This is a genomic window from Streptomyces yamdrokensis, assembly GCF_053890455.1.
Map to the genome: position 1 here is coordinate 6,862,838 of NZ_CM132679.1, position 14,477 is coordinate 6,877,314.

The window sequence follows — 14,477 nt, forward strand, 5'->3', positions numbered from 1 at the left end:
CATCGTGACCCTTCGCCGAGGCGCTGAGCCACAGGGAGATGGAACACTGGTCCCCGTGAGCACCACCGGATCCAAGCGCCCCGCCCAGGTCAGCGCGGCCCGCCGCCGTACCGTCGTCGACGCCCTGCGCCGCGGGGCCGTGCCCGAGAGCGGGCTCGACCTGCTCGCCACCGGGCTCGACCGGTTCGAGGCGGCCCTCGACGCGGAACTGGACGCCGTCGCGTCCGGCGGGTCCGTGTTCAAGGCCGTGCGCGGTGAGTACGGGTCCGGCAAGACGTTCTTCACCCGCTGGCTGGGGGAGCGGGCCAAGCGCCGCAACTTCGCCGTGGCCGAGATCCAGGTCTCCGAGAACGAGACGCCGCTGCACAAACTGGAGACGGTCTACCGGCGGCTCACCGAGCGCCTCACCACCTCCAGCTTCCCGCCCAGCGCCCTGCGCCCGGTCGTCGACGCCTGGTTCTACGCCCTGGAGGAGGACGCACTCGCCGCCGGCGCGACCGAGGACGAACTGCCCGGCGAGGTGGAGAAGCTGCTCGTCGCGCGGCTCGCCGAGGTCTCCCGGCACGCGCCGTCCTTCGCCACCGCCCTGCGGGGCTACCGGGCCGCCCTCGCCGACGGCGACGAGGCGACCGCCGCGGCCGTCCTGGCGTGGCTCGGCGGTCAGCCGCACGTGGCCGCCGCCGCCCGCCGGTCCGCCGGGGTGCGCGGCGACCTCGACCACTTCGGGGCCCTCGGCTTCCTGCAGGGCCTGCTCACCGTGCTGCGCGACTCCGGGCACACCGGGCTCTTCGTCGTCCTCGACGAGGTGGAGACGCTCCAGCGGGTCCGCTCCGACGCCCGCGACAAGGCGCTCAACGCGCTGCGGCAGCTCATCGACGAGGTGCACTCCGGCCGCTTCCCCGGCCTGTACCTCGTCATCACGGGCACACCCGCCTTCTACGACGGCCAGCAGGGCGTCCAGCGCCTGGCCCCGCTCGCCCAGCGGCTCGCCACCGACTTCACCACCGACCCGCGCTTCGACAACCCCCGCGCGGTGCAGATCCGGCTGCCCGGCTTCACCCAGGAGTCCCTGGTCGGTCTCGGCGTCACCATCCGGGACCTGTACGCGGACGCCGCCACATCACCCGAGCGCGTGCGCACGGTCGTCGACGACGCCTACGTCGCCGACCTCGCGCGGGCAGTCGGCGGAGCACTCGGAGGAAAGGTCGGCGTGGCGCCCCGGCTGTTCCTGAAGAAGCTCGTCGGGGACGTGCTCGACCGCGTGGACCAGTTCGACGACTTCGACCCCCGGCAGCACTACAAGCTGACGGTCGCGAGCAGCGAACTCACCGACGTGGAGCGGAACCTGGCCGCCACAGTCGTCGGCGGATCCGCGTCCGCCGACGACATCGACCTGGAGCTGTGATGGCGGACGCGGAGGGCCCGGCCGAGGGAGGGGCCGATGTACTGGACCGGCTTGACCCCGTCGTCCTGCACCACATCGTCAACACCCTCGGCTGGCCCGACCTGCGCCCCCTCCAGCGGGCGGCGATCACTCCGCTCATGGACGGCGAGGACGCCGTCCTGCTGGCCCCGACGGCCGGCGGCAAGACCGAGGCGGCCTGCTTCCCGCTGCTGTCGGCGATGGCCGAACACCGGTGGACCGACACCTCGGTGCTGTACCTGTGCCCGCTGAAGGCACTCCTCAACAACCTGGTCGTCCGCGTCGACGCGTACGCCCAGTGGCTGGGGCGGCGGGCGGCGCTCTGGCACGGCGACACCAAGGAGTCGCAGCGGCAGCGCATCCGCACCGAATCGCCGGACGTCCTGCTGACCACACCTGAGTCGCTCGAGGCGATGCTGATCGGCGTCAAGACCGATCACGCCCGCCTGCTGGGGAGCGTACGGGCCGTCGTCGTCGACGAGGTGCACGCCTTCGCGGGCGACGACCGGGGCTGGCACCTGCTCGCCGTGCTCGAACGGCTGGAACGGGTCACCGGCCGGCCCATCCAGCGGGTCGGCCTCTCCGCAACCGTCGGCAACCCCGCACACCTGCTGCACTGGCTGCAGGGCGCGGGCGCGGGGACCCGTACCGGGCAGGTCGTGGCCCCAGGGGTTCGGTTCCCGGCGTCCGACGGGGCGGGCGACGGCGACCCGACCGCCGCGGAGCAGACCTCCAGACCGGCGGGTGACGTGGAACTGGACTACGTGGGGTCCCTGGACAACGCCGCGAAACTCATCGCGGCGCTGCACCGGGGGGAGAAACGCCTCGTCTTCTGCGACTCGCGGGCACAGGTCGAACAGCTGGGCGCGGCTCTGCGGGCCCGGGAGGTGACCGTGTTCCTCTCCCACGCCTCCCTCTCCGTCGACGAACGCAACCGTTCCGAGCAGGCGTTCGCAGAAGCCCGCGACTGCGTCATCGTCTCCACGTCCACCCTCGAACTCGGCATCGACGTCGGCGACCTGGACCGCGTCATCCAGATCGACTCACCCGCTTCCGTCGCCTCGTTCCTGCAGCGCATCGGTCGCACCGGCCGGCGTGCGGACACGGTACGCAACTGCCTGTTCCTCACCACCCGTAAGGACTCACTGCTGCAGGCGGCGGGCTTGCTGCTGCTGTGGTCGCGGGGGTGGGTGGAACCCGTCCTCCCGCCGCCCGAGCCGCGTCACCTCGTGGCCCAGCAGCTCCTCGCCGTCACCCTGCAACAGCACAAGCTCGGCGATCAGTTGTGGGACCGGCAATGGAACGGCCTCGCCCCCTTCGACCGGTCGGCGGCCCCCATCCTGCGCCACCTCACCGAGGAGGGATTCCTCGACACCGACGGCGGCCTCCTGTTCGTCGGCCCGGAGGCGGAACGCCGCTTCGGCAAGAGGCACTTCATCGAACTCACCGCGTCCTTCACCGCCCCGCCGCAGTTCACCGTCCTGTCCGGGCGCACCGAGATCGGCCGCACCGACCCGAGCGTCCTCACCGAAGAACGCCCCGGCCCACGCCGCCTGCTGCTCGACGGACGCAGCTGGCAGGTCACGTACATCGACTGGCTGCGCAAACGCGTCTTCGTCGAACCCGCCAACGGCGGCGGCGTCGCCAAGTGGATGAGTGGCGGCATCGCCGGACTGTCCTACGCCCTCACCCGCGCCATGCGAGAGGTACTGCTGGGCACGGACCCACCCGTCGTCCTCACCCGGCGCGCCGAGGCGTACCTCGCCGAACAGCGCGAGACCGACGCACCCGACACCGTGCACCCCCACACCACACTGGTGACCCGCGTCGGCAGCGACGTCCGCTGGTGGACCTGGGCCGGTTACCGCGCCAACGCCACCCTCGCGGCCACGCTGCAGTCGGTCACCGATCCCCTGCAACGCCCCACCGACTGCTGGCTGCGCCTGCGCGAGGACCTCACCCCGGCCGACTGGCACGCGGCCCGGGAGAGCGTCGGTGCGAACCTCGTCCTGCCCGACGTCGACCCCCGCGCCGTACGCGGACTGAAGTTCTCCGCCGCCCTCCCCGAACGCCTCGCCGTCGCCACGGTCGCGGCCCGGCTGGCCGACTTTCAGAGCGCTCGCGCGGTGTTGTCGCAACCCGTACGGCTCGTCGGCTTGAGTGGTTCCGCCTGAGAACCGAGAGACCGGTGTCCCGCAGGGCGTGAAGCAGACCCCGGCGTGACCGTTCACACGCCCGACCCCGCCCGGAGCCCGACCATGCTTGTGCTCACAGCGGAGGAAGACACCCGCAAGGTCCAGACGGCCGTCGCGGGATCTCCCGCCACCGACCACCCGGTCTACCTGCCGATGGACGCGGTCGAGTACGACCGTTTCATCCGTGAGTACCCGGCCCGGGAGTTCTACTGCGGGACGCTCCTCGGCGGTTGCGGCAAGAAGCTGTCCGCTCGCAAGTACCGCGACAAGAAGTGCCACTTCGCGCACGTCGCCTCGGGCACCTGCCACCGGGTCTCGACGAACGAAGCCAGCGCCGACCACCTGTACATCGGCCGGGCGCTCGCGGCCTGGCTGAAGGAACAGAAGTACGTGCACGTCCAGCCACGGTACAAGCAGAAGGGCAAGCAGGACCTGCGCGACTTCGTCGACGTCCGGTACCTGCAACGCGAGGAACACGGTTCCGTGCCCCAGTGGTCGGCGAGGGCGGCGACGATGAGCAGGCCGCGTCCCGATTCCTCGTGCGGTGACGCGGCGAAGTCCGTCAGGGGGGAGGGGGGCTGGTCCCCGCGAGCGTCCGTGACCGCGATGCGGAGGAGACCGACGACCGGGTTGTGGGTGAGGGCGAGGCGGAAGTCGCGGCCGTGCAGCGCCGCGTTGGCCGCCAGCTCCGCGACGATCTGCTCCGAGCGGTCGGTGACCTCGGGTGAGGCATCCCGGGCGCGCAGCTGCTCGTAGGTGAGCAGGCGGGCGAGGCGGGCGCCGCGGCGGGTGGACGACACCTGCTGCGTGAACGTCCGCACGGCGGCGGGAAGCTGCGGCATGGTTGCGCTCATGGGGCCACGGTGACGGGCTCGCGGGGGTGCGCTCCAGAGGCGCGACCCGTACGGTGCGTCACCGTACGGTCACATGCCGCAGGTGGTACGCAGGCTGAACCGTCACCCCCGGACGCGGGCCGGAGACACCTGGGGGTCCGGCAGGCGGCGGCATGGGTGACGAGCCTGTGGTGTGCGGGCGGGGCGGGGAGCGGCCTCGGGAAGCCGGCCGTCACGAGCCGCGGTCGGTGCTGCCCCGCTCCGGTGCCCGCCCGATCCACCCGTCATCCTCAGATGCTCCACGGATCGGGGTGCGGTACCACCGCCGGGTCCTCGGACCAGAGCAATCGGGCCTCGATTTCGTCACCGGTGAGTTCGATGAGCCGTTCGACCGCCCACCCGTTCCACTGGACGGCGCCGGGGAACTGCGGCAGACGGAAGGCCGCCAGGTGCGAGGGGACCGCGTCGGCGCGGTACACCGCCTTCTTGACCTCGCCGTTCACCTTCTTCGGCGTGGATGACCTGCGGAGATCCAGGCAGTCGACCACCCGCTCGACGAGGAGGAGGTAGTACTCGTCACCCTTCGCGCCGTCGATCTCCACAGGCACCAGGCTGCCGGCCGCCCGCAGCGGTTCGTCCCCGAATCGATCAACGACGTGCCGACTGAGCACGGGAGCGCCCGGATAGCCCGAGGGGAAGTGGCCCTTGGGCCACTTCCGCTCTCCCATCCATTCCGCACGGAACCGGTCAGGCCGGTCCTCGTCGGCTCCCAGACGCTGCCAGCGCTTGAGCCGCCGCAGATCCCAGCTGTTCGGGTCGAGTTGCTGATAGTCGGCCAGGCTGGGGAGGAGCCGGTACACCGCCGCGCTCTTTTCCGGCATATCGACCATTGCGTCACCGTCCGTGCTCGTCGTGTGGAATGTGGCGTGCTCCCTCATGGTGCCGTCCATACCGCGCCCGGCCCTGGTTGCCCGCCTGCCAGCTCTCTTTCGACCTGCTGCCCGATGGAGCGCAGTTCTTGGCGCAGCGCACTGCGGATGGCGCGCGCGCCGTACCCGGCCTCCGTCATCGTCTCCGTCACGTCTTTGAGTTGCGCGTTCAGGCGGAGCAGGAATTTCTTGCGGTGTGTGAAGTTGTGCGGCCGGGGGTGTCCGAGGGGGATCCCGTTCACCGCGTCGTTGATGTCGACGCCGTACCTCTCCAGCAAAGCCCGGGTCTCCGCCGCCTTGTTGCGCTTCATGCCGGACGGCACGATGTGGGCGGCCGCCTGGCCCGGGCCCTTGGCCCGCCCCTCCCTCGCGAGGTTCTTCGCGAGCAGCTCAGCGTTCTCGGCGCAGGACAGCAGACCCAGGTAATCGAACCAGGTCAACGGATTCAACGCATATGCCAGGGGATTGGGTCCTGCGTCCAGTCCCAGCGGGTCCGCGCTGAGGTAGGCGGCGGCAACCGGGTCGTAGTACCGGAAGAAGTTGTAGTGGAGCTGCGACTCGGGATCGGAGTACTGGCCGGGGAACCGTAGCGGAGTCGACGCTTCACGGCCTTCGTCCGCCATGAGGCCCCAGAGAGTGGCGTCCGCGCGCCAGACGACCTCACCGCTTTCGGAGACGAGTTCGGTCGGGGTGCCGACGAGGTCGGTGACGATGGCGTAGAACGACTCGTCGACGACGTGCTGGGGTGCGTCGGCGAGGGTGGTGCGCTTCGTCTGGGTCAGTGGCCGGACACCCTCCCGTTCCCAGGTCAGTGTGGACACCTCGGACGAACCGGCGCGGATCGTGGTCTGTGCCACCAGGTGCGGCCCGTCCCAGGTGAACCGGGTCTCCTCGACCACCCCCTGCCCGTCGGCTGCCAGTTGCTGCTTGGCGATACGCCGGCCGATGGGGTCGTAGCGGTAGTTCCAGACCGTGCCGTCGGGGGTGACGACGGAGGTGAGCCGGTCGTCGCCGTCCCAGGTGTAGCGCCAGATGTCGGCCTTGTGCGACAGCCGGGTCCTGCGGCGCAGCACGACTCGCCCGGCCGCGTCGTGCTCGTAGCGGATTCCTCCCGCGCGCAGGACACGGTTGCCCCGGTGGACACGTTCGCCCCGGGCCTCCTGGGCGGGGTACCGATCCGGCCAGGAGGCCCGGGTCTGGTTGCCGTGCTCGTCATAGGCGTACGACTCGGTCCACTCCTCCGCACGTACGGTGAGTACGCGCCCCGCGGGGTCGAGGTCGAATGCGCGGCGCCCGGATCCGCGGTCGTCGAGCGCGGTCACGTGACCGTCCGGCCGGTAGGTGTAGGTCCGGTGGGTCAGAGGGCGCGTATGGCCCGTGGAGGTCAGCTGCTGGCTGGTCAGACGGCCCCCGGCGTCCCAGCTCAGGGTGAGCGCGAGGCCGGTGTCGGTCCTCCTCTCGGTCTCGCGCCCCAGACGGTCGCGAGCGGAGGACAGGGTGCGACCGGCGGTGGTGAGCGCGGTGCGTTGGCCGGCTCCGTCGTACGCGTACCTGGTGACGGCACCGCTCGGGGTGGTCCGGGCGACCGGGCGGCCCACGATGTCATAGGCCGTGGCGAGGGTCTGCCCGTCGATGCTCTCGGCAGTGACCCGTCCCACCTCGTCGTAGGCGTATACGAGCGTGGCGTCGGAGTTGACGGCCCGGACAAGACGACCCGCCCGGTCATGGTGATAGGTGGTGACACTGCCATCGAGTGTCATCTCCGTCTGGTTGCCGACCGCGTCGTAAGAGAAGACAGCCGTCTGTCCGACGGCGTTCGTGCGGCTCAGCAACTGGCGTGCGGCATCGTAGGTGCAGGCCAGGGTCCGGCCGTCGAAGTCCGTCTCCGACACCAGGTTGCCGACCGGGTCGTAGTGATGGTCCCAGGTCAGTCCACGCGAGTCGGCCACCCGGACCAGCCGCAGCTCGGTGTCGTGGGTGAAGGTGTGCCGGACTCCGTCCGGTGTCGTACGTGAGGTGAGAAGGTCGAAGGCGCCGTAGGTGAAGTGAGTGGCGCGGCCCAGTTCGTCTGTGTGGGTGAGCTGGTTTCCCTCACCGTCGTACGTCCAGTGTTTTGAGGTGCCGTCCGCATCGGTCAGCGACGTGAGAAGGCCTTCCGGGGACCAGGCACGACGGGCCTCCCCACCCAGAGGGTCGATGACGACAGAATTGCGGCCGAAGAAGTCGTATGCGTACGAGACCACCGCTCCGAGGGGGTCGACGGCCGAGGTCGGCTGCCCGGCCGGGTTGTTGGTGAAGCGGTACACCGCGCCGCTCGCGTCCGTGAGGGAGGTCAGGGCGCCCGAAGACTCGCGGGTGAACCGGGTGGTGGCGCCGTCGGCGGTGGTCACCGATGTGCAGTTGCCGCGCTCGTCCCATTCCTGCCGCAGTACCGCACCGTCGTACTCGGTGATCTCCACCAGAAGCCCGAGGTCGTTGTATCGGGTCGTCGAGACGGAACCGTCGGGCAGCCGGACAGCCGCCAGCCGTCCCGCCTCGTCCCATTCCAGGTGCAGGACACGGCCCAGCTGATCGATGCGGCACAGCAGGCGGTCACGGTCGTCCCACTCCTGGACAACCGTGTGCCCGAGTGCGTCGGTCTCCTCGACCAATTGGTAGGTGTCGTTGAACCGATAGTGCGTGGCGTGTCCCAGCGAGTCGACGGCGACCGTGCGACGGGACCGGTCGTCGTAGGAGAAGGTGTAGGACAGGAACCCGTCCATGCCGTGGCCGGCCACACAGCGGCCGGCCACGTCGTAGTCGAAGCGGTACCAGACTCCGTTGCGGTCCTCCCAGCGGGTGATGCGCCTGCTCTCGTCGTAGGCGAACCGCAGGGGCAGACCGGAGGAGTTGTACACGGCGGAGAGATTGCCGCGGTCGTCGTAGCCGTACCGGACCAGGGACGGCTGCTCGGGGTGACTCCGCATCACCAGATCGGTGATCCTGCCGTTCTCACAGGTCACGCCGATACGGTAGCCACCGTGGTGGACTACCTCCTCAGGTGTGCCGTCAGGCCTGTAGGTCACGCCGATGGTGTTGCCGTTGCGGTCACTGATCGATGCCAGGGGCAGCTCGGCGGGTGACCGGTCGGGCAGAGGACGGAAGTACAGCCGGTGCCCGGTCTCCGGCCGGTGCACGACCAACTCGCCCTCAGCGGTCCCGTCCCAGCTCAGCGGCCACTGCGGACCTGTGACCGGCAGAACCGGAGCATCCGTGTCCGGGATCGGATAGTGCAGCACCATGCCGTCGTCGGCGGCGAACCGCACACCCGCGGCGTCGAGCATCAGGCGCTGGTCGAGCGTGCATGTCCAACTCGGTCCGAGAAGACGACCGCTGCGCGTGCGGGTGCGGTGGTGACGTTCCAGCACCAGGGGCAGCAGACCGTCCAGCGTTACGTCCGTGGCGGACATGACCATCTCCCCGGTGGCCAGATCTACCGGATCACCGCGGGTGGTGAGCTTCTTCATCTGACGGCCGAAGGCGCTGGCGCTCCTGCCCAGCCCTTTGACTCCCATGGCCATGCCCTTGAGACCGGTCTTGCCTACGGCCTTGAGGCCTTTGGCGAGTCCGCCGAGGCTGGTCAGGCCCTTCATGCCGGGGATGCAGTCCAGCGCGGCCAGGCCCACGTCCCACAGGGACGCCTGGCCCTTGCTGTATTTGTGGAGCGTGTCGGCGAGGACGACCAGGGCGGCGATCAGGACGATCGCGCCGAGGATGGGGCCGCCGATGATCAGGGCGACGATGCCGACGACCGCGACGACGACCTTGCAGACCGTGACGATGGTGTCCCAGTTGTCGGTGAACCAGTCACCGACCTCCTCCCACACCGACCGGTTCTGGATACCGGCGTCGGAGGCCTCGTCGATCTTCGACTTCGCCTCGCGGGCCGCCTCCTCGCGCATCCTGCGCGCGTCCTCGGCCATCCTCTTCGCCGCCGCCAGCGCGTCCTGCGCCTCCGAGACGTCCGAACGAGCCGTGCTCTCGGCGGACTTCGCGTTGCGCACGTCACGGGTCGCGGCCCGCACCCTCGCCTCGTCCGGCCCGTCCGCGTCCGACTTCGAACCGGTGGGGTCGTCCTTGTACGTGTCGGCCTCCTTGGAGGCCCTACCCACCCACGACTCCGCCGACGAGAGGCGGGACTGGGCCGAGGACAGATCGGCGCGCGCCTCGCGGGCCTTGGCCAGCGCCCTGTCCGCCAGCGCCTGCGCCCGCTCCAGCTTCGGCCAGTAGGCGGCGAGCGCGTCGCCGCACATCCCGTACGACTTCTCCAACTTCCTCAGGTTCTTCGGGACGCCGGAGAACTCCTCCTTGAACACCGTCGCCGACTTGCCCGCCCACTGCTCCAGCGCGCCCTCGCCCGCCATGCCCTTCACCAGGCGCAGCGCCTCGGACACGTCGTCGGCGAAGTCGTGCAGGAACCTCGCCAGCCTGCGCACCCGCTCCGGATCACCCGGGGTGGGATCCCCGTCCAGGTCCAGGACATGCCAGTCACCCGGCCTGTGACCCACCATCCCGCGACCCCCGTCACTCACGCATCACCAACAACCGTATGCACAGGTGAACCTACAAGGAACAACAGTTCGGGGAAAGTTCGGTTTCATCGGGCGGCGGTTGGACGCGGTTCGTGTGACGTGGTTGGACTGACCGCTCGAACAGGTCGTCCAATACACCGGGCGGAGCCTTGGGCGATGTGCCGGTTGCCTCGACTCGCCAGGGGAGCGAGAGATGGCCGGACCACACAGTTGCATACATACACCGTCCGTGACGGACTGCTCGATGAGCGGGTGGAGCGGTGGCGCGGTGACATCGTGCCGCTGCGGGCGAAGCTGGGCTTCGAGATCGGAGAGGCCTGGGTGGACCGGGAGCGCAACCAGTTCGTGTGGCTGATCTCCTGCGAGGGTCCCGAGACCTTCGCGGAACGCAACGCGCTGTACTGGGCGTCACCCGAGCGCAAGGTGATGGCCCTCACCCAGGCCGACTACCTCCTGGAAACCGACGACCCTACGGTCGGGGAACGATGACATGCGACTGCTCCGTGAGGTGGGGACAGCAGCCCGGTGCTCCCCCGTCCCAAGTGCTCCCTCACCACCTGAGGCGCCCGCCACCCATCCGGAGACTTCGGTGGTACGTCCAGGTAGGCCGGGCTGCTGCGCGGATGCCGGTCCAGCAGGTCCGTGACCGTCGCTGGAAAAGCCGTGGCCTCGTCCTCCCACCCCTCCCTACACTCAAGCACCAGCGAGCGCGGCCCCTCGTACCGGGTCCGCGCATCCGTGACCAGTGAGGGGAGTCCGGCCGTGCGTGTCCGCGCCGCTGCTGTTGCTCCCCGGTCCCGGTCCTCCTGGTCCTCCTCGCGGTCCATGGTGATCCTGGTGTCCTCGTCCGTCCGGTGCCCGCTGCGCGGCCGGCGCCGGATGTCGTGACGAGACGACACAGCTGACGGTTTGGGGCTTGGACGCGTTCACGCACGTCCAGGGTGTTCGCCTGCCCACCTGTCCGCACACCGTTCGTCCCGTCCCGCAATCGCGCTGCCCTGTCACAGAGCACCGAAAGGCCACAGGCCATGCGCGGCCCCATGCACACCAACTTCCTCGCCACCGTCCGCAACCTCGGCATCCTCGCCCACGTCGACGCGGGCAAGACCACCGTCACCGAGCGGATCCTGTATGCGACCGGTACCACGCACAAGCGGGGCGAGGTGCACGACGGCACCACCGTCACCGACTTCGACCCGCAGGAGCGCGACCGGGGTATCACGATCTTCGCCGCCGCCGTCAGCTGCACCTGGGACGGTCACCGCGTCAACCTGATCGACACCCCGGGGCACGTCGACTTCGCCGACGAGGTCGAGCGTTCGCTGCGTGTCCTCGACGGCGCCGTCGCGGTGTTCGACGCGGTCGCCGGGGTGGAGCCGCAAAGCGAGTCGGTGTGGCGGCAGGCCGACCGGCACGGGGTGCCGCGCATCGCGTTCGTCAACAAGATGGACCGGGCCGGGGCCGAGCTGGACGCCGCCGTCACCTCGATCCGCGAGCGACTGCACCCGGTGCCGTTGGTCGTGCAGCTGCCCATCGGTGTTGAGGACGCCTTCACCGGCGTCGTCGACCTGGTGCGTCTGCGTGCCCTGACCTGGGCCGAGGGCGACGGTGCGGCGGCCGTCCACGAAGGCCCCGTGCCGGACGACCTGCGAGAGGAGGCTCACCGTCGGCGGCGGCTCCTCGAGGAAGCCGTCGCAGAGCTGCACGCGGCCGCGCTGGAGGAGTTCTGCGCCACGGGCGCGCTCAGCACCCGTACTCTCACCTCCGCCCTGCGCGACCTGACCCACAGCGGTGAGGGAGTCGTCGTGCTGTGCGGCTCGGCCTACCGCAACCGCGGGGTCGAACCGCTGCTGGACGCCGTCCTCGCCTACCTGCCGTCGCCGCTCGACGTGCCACCCGTACGCGGGACGTACGACGACGGTGGCGAGCAGGGCGAGGGTGGTGAGCGGGAGCGTGCCGCCGACCCGGCGGCGCCCCTCGCCGCTCTCGCGTTCAAGGTGAACGCCACGGCCACCGGACGGCTGACCTACCTGCGCCTGTACTCGGGAACGATCGAGAAGGGAGAGACCGTGTGGGACGCGACCGCACGCCGCACCGAGCGCATCGGACGCATCCTGCGGGTCCGGGCCGACCGGCACGCCCCGCTGGACCGCGCGGTCGCCGGGGACATCGTCGCCGTCGTCGGGCTGAAGTCGACCCGTGCCGGCTCCACCCTGTGCGCGCCGTCCGCCCCGCTGGTCCTGGAACCTCCGGGTGCCGCCGAGCCCGTCGTCTCCGTCGCGCTCGAGGCGCTCCGGGGCACGGACACCGGGCGTCTGGCGTCGGCCCTCGCGCGGCTCGTCGAGGAGGACCCCTCGCTGGTGGCGCGGACCGACCCGGAGACCGGTCAGACGGTGCTGTCCGGCATGGGTGAACTACATCTGGAGGTCGCGGTGGAGAAGATCCGGCGTGAGCACGGACTGGGCGTCAACGTCGGTCGTCCCCGGGTCAGTTACCGGGAGACCGTCGGGCGCGGGGTGGCCGGGTTCGTGTACCGGCACGTCAAGCAGGAGGGCGGGGCGGGCCAGTTCGCCCATGTCGTGCTCGATGTCGAGCCGTTGGACACACCGGACTCCGCCGGGTCCGGGACCGGGGCCGGTTTCGAGTTCCGCTCGGCCGTCGTCGGCGGGCGCGTGCCGCAGGAATACGTCCGTGCGGTCGAGGCCGGCTGCCGGGACGCCCTGGCCGAGGGGCCGTTGGGCGGTCATCCGGTGACCGGTCTGCGCGTGACGCTCACCGACGGGGCGACCCACGTGAAGGACTCGTCGGACACGGCGTTCCGCACCGCGGGCCGGTTCGGTCTGCGGGACGCCCTGCGGGCCTGCGCGATGGTGCTGCTGGAACCGGTGGTCGAGGTCACCGTCACCGTGCCCGAGGACGCGGTGGGCGGGGTGCTCGGAGACCTGGCCGCCCGCCGCGGAAGGGTGACCGGTTCGGACACCCGGACGGGCGGCAGGGCCGTCACCGCGACGGTCACCGCCACCGTGCCGCTGGCCGAACTGTTCGGTTACGCGACCAGGTTGCGCAGCCGCACCCAGGGCCGCGGCACCTTCACCACCCGCCCCACCGGCTACGCCCCGGCGCCGGCGACGGAGCCCGTGCGGTAGCCGACACGTACGCGTGGAACGTACGCATGGAACGTATGACCGGCCCGTACGACCGGCGGGTCCTCCCGGTCACTCGCCCCGGGAGGACCCGCCACCGGCGTCACACCGGTGCCCGCCGTGACCGCCGGCGCCGGTCGAGGCGGGCACCGGGCTCCGGACGCCGGGATCAGGGGTAGGACACCACCTTCGACGGCACGGTGTTCGTGCCCGACGTCGGCGCGCTCGTGTCGTTGATGACGCACTCGTACTGCCCGTTGCCGCTGAGCGACACGACCCCTGCTGGACAACTTCGAGTGGGCCTACGGCTACGACAAGCGCTTCGGCCTCGTCCACGTCGACTACGCCACCCAGACCCGCACCATCAAGGGTTCCGGCCACCGGTACGCGGACATCGTCCGCGGGCACGGCAGCCGGGCACGGCGGGCCGCCTGATCCACCGGGCCACCACCGACGCCCCGCCCCGCACCACGCCCGCCGCCCGCGCGGGCGTGCCCGGCGGACACCGTCGGGCCACGTCCACGGCGCATGCCCGCTTCCGCGGGCCTGTGTTCACGGGGCTCCGGCCGCGAGCCACCATGCCATCGGGTGATGCGGCTCAGCCAGACGAGTGACAGCGGCCACCGCAGGCTGCCACCGGGCGAGCCGGTGTCCCAGGATCGATGCCGCCGCCGTCTCCGGCGGAATGTGCGTCGGCCACGGCTGTTCGAGGAGTCCCATCCCATGCGTTCACGCGTCATCGCCATCATGACCGCCGCGGTTGCGGCCGTTGCGTCACTCGCGCAACCCGCCCACGCCGCCCCGATCGTCGACGGGGTCTACCGGTTCGCGGCTCTCCAGGACGGCAAGTGCCTGGTCTGGCCCAAAACGCACGGGAGTATCGGCGCGGTGTCGCTGGGCGCCTGCACGGACAACGCGTCCACCTCGGCGAACTGGCAGGTACGGCAACGCCCCAACGGAACAATGGAGGTCTCCGCGCCGGGCTCGAACCCGCGTACCTGCCTGAGTGTGACGACGGAGCACCGCGTGGCGGTCAACAACTGCGCTGACAAGTACGCCGAGTGGACCGTCTTCTACGGCTCCGCCGGGCCCGGCAGCGTGGTGTGGGCCGACATCGAGCACACCCCCGGCGACCGATCCGGCTCGTGGGGGAAGCTGGTGGACAGTCCCGACGTAGTTGGCCGACTCGTGGTGAGGCAGGCTCCCATCGAGCCGCACTACTGGGCATTGCAGCAGGTCGGCTAGGAGCGCATCGGGCAACCCGCCTGTGTCTCGTGATCTTTCGGGCGGCATGATCCCGGTAGGCGCGGCGGGGATGGGCTGTTCGAGACCGAGCCGGTCGAGGCGAGGCGGCGGCAGGACCGTCCGACGCCGCTGGACAAG

Annotated in this window: 8 protein-coding genes and 1 pseudogene; 6 read left to right on the forward strand and 3 right to left on the reverse strand. The window is 70.4% G+C overall.

Annotated features, from left to right (window positions below; all coding sequences use genetic code 11):
• Positions 1–55: 55 nt before the first annotated feature.
• Both brxD and ACWZEH_RS30330 read left to right on the forward strand, forming a co-directional pair.
• Complete coding sequence (brxD, locus tag ACWZEH_RS30325) at positions 56–1,405, forward strand: BREX system ATP-binding protein BrxD (protein WP_456194250.1); 1,350 nt, start codon at positions 56–58, stop codon at positions 1,403–1,405.
• Positions 1,405–3,597 (forward strand): DEAD/DEAH box helicase, encoded by a 2,193-nt coding sequence (locus tag ACWZEH_RS30330; protein WP_456194251.1) that lies wholly within the window; start codon positions 1,405–1,407, stop codon positions 3,595–3,597. Before brxD ends, ACWZEH_RS30330 begins: the two co-directional genes overlap by 1 nt.
• Before the next feature lie 227 nt (positions 3,598–3,824).
• On the opposite strand, the gene ACWZEH_RS30335 is transcribed toward ACWZEH_RS30330, so the two are convergent.
• The 3 genes from ACWZEH_RS30335 to ACWZEH_RS30345 form a co-directional block, all read right to left on the reverse strand.
• Positions 3,825–4,472 carry an ATP-binding protein gene (locus ACWZEH_RS30335; protein ID WP_456194252.1) on the reverse strand — a complete coding sequence of 216 codons (648 nt, stop codon included), beginning with the start codon at positions 4,470–4,472 and terminating at the stop codon, positions 3,825–3,827.
• A 269-nt stretch (positions 4,473–4,741) separates the two neighbouring features.
• A complete protein-coding gene (locus ACWZEH_RS30340; RefSeq protein WP_456194253.1) occupies positions 4,742–5,341 on the reverse strand; it encodes a hypothetical protein in 600 nt (199 codons plus the stop codon).
• A gap of 44 nt (positions 5,342–5,385) precedes the next feature.
• On the reverse strand, positions 5,386–9,930 hold the full coding sequence (locus ACWZEH_RS30345; protein WP_456194254.1) for a DUF6531 domain-containing protein: 4,545 nt from the start codon (positions 9,928–9,930) through the stop codon (positions 5,386–5,388).
• Between the two features lie 231 nt (positions 9,931–10,161).
• Between ACWZEH_RS30345 and ACWZEH_RS30350 the strand changes: the two genes are divergently transcribed.
• The 4 genes and pseudogenes from ACWZEH_RS30350 to ACWZEH_RS30365 all read left to right on the forward strand — a co-directional run bounded on the left by ACWZEH_RS30350 (position 10,162) and on the right by ACWZEH_RS30365 (position 14,339).
• A complete protein-coding gene (locus ACWZEH_RS30350) occupies positions 10,162–10,440 on the forward strand; it encodes an NIPSNAP family containing protein (protein ID WP_456194255.1) in 279 nt (92 codons plus the stop codon).
• Between the two features lie 551 nt (positions 10,441–10,991).
• On the forward strand, positions 10,992–13,097 hold the full coding sequence (gene fusA / locus ACWZEH_RS30355) for an elongation factor G (RefSeq protein WP_456199919.1): 2,106 nt from the start codon (positions 10,992–10,994) through the stop codon (positions 13,095–13,097).
• 276 nt (positions 13,098–13,373) lie between these two features.
• Positions 13,374–13,529 (forward strand): annotated as a pseudogene (locus ACWZEH_RS30360) (family 1 glycosylhydrolase); the annotation flags it as partial.
• A gap of 288 nt (positions 13,530–13,817) precedes the next feature.
• Entirely contained in the window at positions 13,818–14,339 is a 522-nt protein-coding gene (locus ACWZEH_RS30365; protein ID WP_456194256.1) for a hypothetical protein, read from the forward strand.
• Positions 14,340–14,477 lie beyond the last annotated feature (138 nt).

What these genes read in the sequence shown, in the direction of transcription:
- ACWZEH_RS30330 (WP_456194251.1), top strand. Translation starts at nt 1,405, where the DNA reads ATGGCGGACGCGGAGGGCCCGGCCGAGGGAGGGGCCGATGTACTGGAC.
- ACWZEH_RS30335 (WP_456194252.1), bottom strand. Translation starts at nt 4,472, where the DNA reads ATGAGCGCAACCATGCCGCAGCTTCCCGCCGCCGTGCGGACGTTCACG.
- ACWZEH_RS30340 (WP_456194253.1), bottom strand. Translation starts at nt 5,341, where the DNA reads ATGGTCGATATGCCGGAAAAGAGCGCGGCGGTGTACCGGCTCCTCCCC.
- ACWZEH_RS30345 (WP_456194254.1), bottom strand. Translation starts at nt 9,930, where the DNA reads ATGGTGGGTCACAGGCCGGGTGACTGGCATGTCCTGGACCTGGACGGG.
- fusA (WP_456199919.1), top strand. Translation starts at nt 10,992, where the DNA reads ATGCACACCAACTTCCTCGCCACCGTCCGCAACCTCGGCATCCTCGCC.
- ACWZEH_RS30365 (WP_456194256.1), top strand. Translation starts at nt 13,818, where the DNA reads ATGCGTTCACGCGTCATCGCCATCATGACCGCCGCGGTTGCGGCCGTT.